At 51.0% G+C, this 5,583-nt stretch carries 4 protein-coding genes; all 4 read left to right on the top strand.

What is annotated here, in order from left to right; translation table 11 throughout:
• Positions 1–1,168 precede the first annotated feature (1,168 nt).
• Positions 1,169–1,582 carry a hypothetical protein gene (locus LOC67_RS22750; protein ID WP_230265136.1) on the top strand — a complete coding sequence of 138 codons (414 nt, stop codon included), beginning with the start codon at positions 1,169–1,171 and terminating at the stop codon, positions 1,580–1,582.
• Positions 1,583–2,099: 517 nt separating this feature from the next.
• Positions 2,100–2,627 carry a hypothetical protein gene (locus tag LOC67_RS22745; protein WP_230265135.1) on the top strand — a complete coding sequence of 176 codons (528 nt, stop codon included), beginning with the start codon at positions 2,100–2,102 and terminating at the stop codon, positions 2,625–2,627.
• 112 nt (positions 2,628–2,739) lie between these two features.
• Positions 2,740–3,111: a hypothetical protein gene (locus LOC67_RS22740; protein ID WP_230265134.1), complete on the top strand. Its 372-nt coding sequence runs from the start codon at positions 2,740–2,742 to the stop codon at positions 3,109–3,111.
• A gap of 128 nt (positions 3,112–3,239) precedes the next feature.
• On the top strand, positions 3,240–3,869 hold the full coding sequence (locus LOC67_RS22735) for a hypothetical protein (RefSeq protein ID WP_230265133.1): 630 nt from the start codon (positions 3,240–3,242) through the stop codon (positions 3,867–3,869).
• Positions 3,870–5,583: the final 1,714 nt, after the last annotated feature.

Genomic DNA, 5,583 nt, shown 5'->3' with positions numbered 1-5,583 from the left:
GTCCCAATTCTGCCTACGCCACAAAATGACGGGGAACAATGAAATGCACGCGAGGACGGGAGTCGAGTTTTTTGGTCTGCTTGCGAGTCGTTCGCCCGTCCCGCGTGATTTCTGACGTTCGCGCGGGTAGATGGACTGCCTGCTGACTCATCTCTTATCAACATGGTCATCGCCCATCGCAGTTCGAAGCGTTTGAATCTGCCCCAACTGATCTCGCATGGAACCGATTAGCTGATCGCCGCAAGTGAATTAACGGTGTTATAGTTGTGCTTGATCGCGGGCCAATGGATTTCGCGAGACGTCAGTTTCCTGTTGATCGCAACTGAATTCACGGTTTGATTGTGTTGCTTGTACAACTCCCTTGTGAATTCACATGACAGCAGTTTCCTGTTTGTCGCAATTGATGTCATGGTTCGATTTCAGCTCTGAGATAGCCGATCAAACGCTCTACCCGCCGGCTGAAATATCTATGCTCGTTCCCCTTCGCGATTCGAATCGGGTAGACTTGTCAGCAGCGATGTGATGCAGACTGTGGTCGTGTGTACCACGCGAACCATGACATGAACCGAAGTGACGGAGTCGGGTTTTCTGAAGTGGTGTGTCATCCGCCGTCACTCGGTTATGTCCGCCGTTCGCGCGGGTAGATGGACTGCTTGATGACTCTTCTCTTTCTCAGTGCGTCATCTCCCTTCGCAATTCAAAGCATTTGGATCCGGCCCATCTGATCTCACCTGGCAACTGATAGCTGATCGTTGCAACTGAGCCTGCGGTTTGATTGTTGCTCGTGAACGCGGCCCACAGGATTTCACGAGACGACAGTTTTCTATCGATCGCAATTGAAATCACGGTTTGATTGTCTTGCTTGAACAACTTCGATCAGAATTCACGATGCGTCAGTTTCCTGATGATCGCTTCTGATGTCACGGTTTTATCCCGGCTTGGAGATTGCTGATCAAACGCCCTTTCCGCCGGCCGAAATATCTATGCTCGTTCCCCTTCACGATTCCGATCGGGTAGACTTGTCAGCAGCGATGTGGTGCGGACTGTGGTCGTGGGTACCTCGCGAACAATGACATGAACCGAAGTGACGGAGTCGGGGTTGTTGAAGTGGTAAGTAGTCCGCCGTCACTCGGTTATGTCCGCCGTTCGTCGACTGAATAAACCTATCGTGAACTTCTCAGAACACCTGCAAGCCGACCTTCGAAACCCGACGCGAGACTACATTGGTGATCGATTGAGTCACATCACGCCCGCTGGTCCCGGTTATTTTTCTCTCACATCGGACGATGGCTCATACGTCCAAACTGCTGGCGCGAGGCTGAAACTGGTCATCGAATATCGTAAGCTAGATGGGGATTCGTTCCGGCACTACATTCTAGGTCGTGCCGATTCTACGGAACGATCAGCGCGGCAAATAAACTCTGCCGTCGGCCAGATCAATCTCTGGGCACACGAAGTTCTCGATATAGATGACGCAATCGATGTCTTTGGGCACTTCCTAGATAACGGAGCGGTTCCCAACCGATACGAACTGCGAGACGACACGAGTCGATTCCATGACTTGGGACGCGACGAACCATGAATTGCACGGGAGAACGGGAGTCGGGTTTAATGGTCTGCTTGCACGTCCTACGCCCGTTCCCCGTGAATTCTGCCGTTCGCGCGGGTAGATAAGCCGCCAGATAACTCAGCTCCTTCTCAGTTGATCATCGCCCTTTGCAATACATGGCGTTTTGATTCGGCCCATCTGATTTCATGTGGCAGGTGTTTGATGATCGCCGCAAGTGAATTTGCGGTTTGATAGTTGTGCCCGGATTTCGCCCATCAGACTTCAACGGACATCAGTTTCCTGTTGAACGCAACTGTATTCACGGTTTGATTGTGTTGCTTTGATATCGTCCATCTGATTTCATGGGGCAGCAGTTTCTGGCTATCGCATTTGATGTCACGGTTTGATTTCGGCTCCGAAAAGGCAGGTCAGACGCCCTATGCGCTAGCCGAAAAATCTATGCTCGTTACCCTTCGCGATTCCAATCGGGTAGACTTGTCGAGAGCGATGTACTGCAGACTGTGGTCGTGTGTACCACGCGAACCATGACATGAACCGAAGTGACGGAGTCGCGGTATTTGAAGTGGTGAGTCGTCCGCCGTCACTCGGTTATGTCCGCCGTTACCCGACAAAGACTGCTCTTCGATTGACGCGTGAAATGCAATCAACGCTTGACCGCATTAACAAGATTGTGCAAACGACGAACGCGACCGATCTCGTAGTGCAATCATACGCACGAGATACGCTGCTGCTTACCGGCAGCTTTGACCACTGCTACTACCACGAGTTTGAGGTTCACTTTCGCGGTGTGGCTTATATCGGCCTGCCGATTTACGGACTTGATTCGCCCACATTCTCGATTGCTGGCGATCCAATCCGGCACTTGTACTCGCACCTTGAACTCGATGCGGACGAGACGCTATTCGAGATTCACAGCGATCCCGATTTCCGCGGTGGCCATCGTTACTACGTTGCGGCACGTGAAATTGAGCTGGTAGAAGGGATGGTGTACTATTACGTTCGTGATGAACTGAAACCCGGCGAGCGAATCGCGGATTGGGTTCAAAACGGCGGGTAACCATGTGATGCAACGGAGGACGGGTGGATTGTTTTCTCGTCTGCTTGCAAGTCGTTTGCCCGTCCCCGCTGATCACCACCGTTCTGTCGCTGGGAAAGTTTATTGGTTGCGCATGAATGAATCCAATCTGGCCAACGTTCGACACTGGCTGCTGAATCGTACAACGACGATTGATTGGATTGACCATCAAGACGGTGTTTGGTGTTTATCCTCAGCATTTCCACCTTCGGTACTAATCAACCTTTACGAAACACCAGACGCGATTCCGTCTCGGAGAGATCAGATCCTCTACGCAATTGCCGTCCATCTAGAAATGTTGCTCACCCCGGGCGAATCATGCGACGACACTACCGAGAATGATCGCGAACTCACGATTTCCTTCGCGCGTGAAAACTGGGATGATATACTACGTATTGATCGTGAAATGGGACTTAGCGGAGACTTTGATTTGCACGTCGTCCCAGCGATGGCTGATCGCGGATGACGCCCACATATGATGCCCCATAAACGCGACAGAACAAGGAAATGCACGCGAGGACGGGAGTCGCGGTTTTTCGTCTGCTTGCATGTCGTTTGCCCGTCCCGCGTGATTTCTACCGTTATCCAGTAAAAATGTCAGTACGCAAACTGCGCTTAGCCGCCGAATGTCAGCATCATGCTCTTGAGCACATCATCGTCGACGGCGAAGATCGTGCATTATCAACGCGGGATCTGAATTCTCTTCGCACGTATTGCGACGAGCGAGTATTGACGCTTCGAGGTATTCATGCTGAGTCTCTTGCTTTCCTCAATGAATGGAAAGAACTGCGAGGATTAAAAGTGTATGCTTGCAAGGTCGCAAACTGGGACGTCTTGGCAACGCTTCCGCACCTCAAGGACCTTTGGTACCACACCAATCGTGACAAAACGCCAGACCTTTCCTTTCTCTCTCGGTTGACGCAACTCGAGACTCTCGGAATTGGATACGTCACACACTTGAAAGAGTTTCCCAACTTATCCCACTGCAAACGACTCAAGAAACTGACAATCTTTACGTGCAACAGACTATGCGATGTTGAGTCCGTAGTTCACATTCCCAAGCTACAGTCGTTTTCGATTGTGGGTACTCCTTTGGTGCCAGCTGATCTACAAGAGATAATGGCGATGAGATCGCTAAAAACGATTTCTGGTGCATTTGGCAGCAAAACACGTGATAGCGAGTTTCGCCAACTACTTGCAGAGCACGGTTTAAAGTACGGCTAGCCCAACAGCAGATCCGCTGGATAACAAGCGAATGCACCGAAGTCGCCGATCATGGGGTGTTTTAAGTTCATGTCACCCGCGGCGACTCGGTGATTCATTGCGTTATCCGATAAAGGAGCCTCGCATGTTTCGCTCACTGCCACTCCTTTTCGCGTTTTCTCTAATTTTATGCGGTTGCAGCTACCAATATGACATCACAATTGTTGGTTTGCTTTTAGATGCCGAAACCAAGTCCCCACGGGTCGGGACGACTGTCGAACTAATCCGCCACAAGACAACTGAGGTAACTACCACGTCTGATTTGTCTGGCCGTTGGACGATCAAGTTCTCGGTAGGTGACTTTATGTTTTCGCCGGACGACGATGGGCAATACTGGATGGACGATAGCCCATCGTACTCGCAGATGCCCGACGCAAAGTTCCCATTCAGGATTCGCGTTACATCCGACAGCAACTCTCACGTGTTTCCACTACCACCGATTCCTGCGCCTGAGGGCAGCAACTCAGTTACAGCATCTATGGGGCTCGCAATTCCACTCCACAGCAAAACAGACGGATAACAATGACATGCACGCGAGGACGGGAGTCGCGGTTGTTGGTCTGCTTGCAAGTCATTCGCCCGTCCCGCGTGATGTCTACCGTTCGCGCGGGTAGATGAACCGCTGAGTGACTCATCTATTTCTCAGTTGGCCATCGCCCTGTGGACTTCAATGCGTTTGGATTTCGGCCCATCTGAATTAACGTCACAACTGATAGCTGATCGCGCAATTGAGGTTACGGTTTGATAGTTGCTCGTGAACTCGGCCCAATGGATTTCGCAAGACGTCAGTTTCCTATTGATCGCAATTGAATTCACGGTTTGATCGTGTTGCTTGGACAACTCCCTTGTGAATTCACAGAACAGCAATTTCCTGTTTATCGCATTTGATGTCACGGTTTGATCCCTGCTTGGAGATTGCTGGTCAAACGTCTTACCCGCCAGCTGAAATTTCTATGCTCGTTCCCCTTCGCGATTCCGATCGGATAAACTTGTCACCAGCGATGTACTGCAAACCGTGGTCGTGCGTACCACGCGAACCATGACATGAACCGAAGTGACGGAGTCGGGGTTTTTGAAGTGGTTAGTCGTCCGCCGTCACTCGGTTATGTCCGCCGTTCGCGCGGGTAGATAAGCCGCCAGATAACTCAGCTCCTTCTCAGTTGATCATCGCCCTTTGCAATACATGGCGTTTTGATTCGCCCCATCTGATTTCATGTGGCAGGTGTTTGATGATCGCCGCAAGTGAATTTGCGGTTTGATAGTTGTGCTTGATCGCGGCCCATTGGAATTAGCGCGACAGCAGTTTCTTATTTATCGCACTTGATGTCACGGTTTGATTTCAGCTCCGAGATAGCCGATCAAACGCTCTACCCGTCGGCTGAAATATCTATGCTCGTTCCCCTTCGCGAATTGAATCGGGTAGACTTGTCAGCAGCGATGTGATGCAGACTGTGGTCGTGTGTACCACGCGAACCATGACATGAACCGAAGTGACGGAGTCGGGGTTTTTGAAGTGGTTAGTCATCTGCCGTCACTCGGTTATGTCCGCCGTTCGCGCGGATGGTTGTGGCTTGAATCCAACGCTACTGAATTCGGCCCATCTGATCTCACGTGGCAACTGTTAGCTGATCGCTGCAATTGAATTCACCGTCTGATAGTTGTGCTTGAACGCGGC

This window comes from Stieleria sp. JC731, assembly GCF_020966635.1.
Classification (GTDB): domain Bacteria; phylum Planctomycetota; class Planctomycetia; order Pirellulales; family Pirellulaceae; genus Stieleria.
Note: the sequence above shows the minus strand (reverse complement) of the source record. Positions and strands in the feature narration are given on the sequence as shown.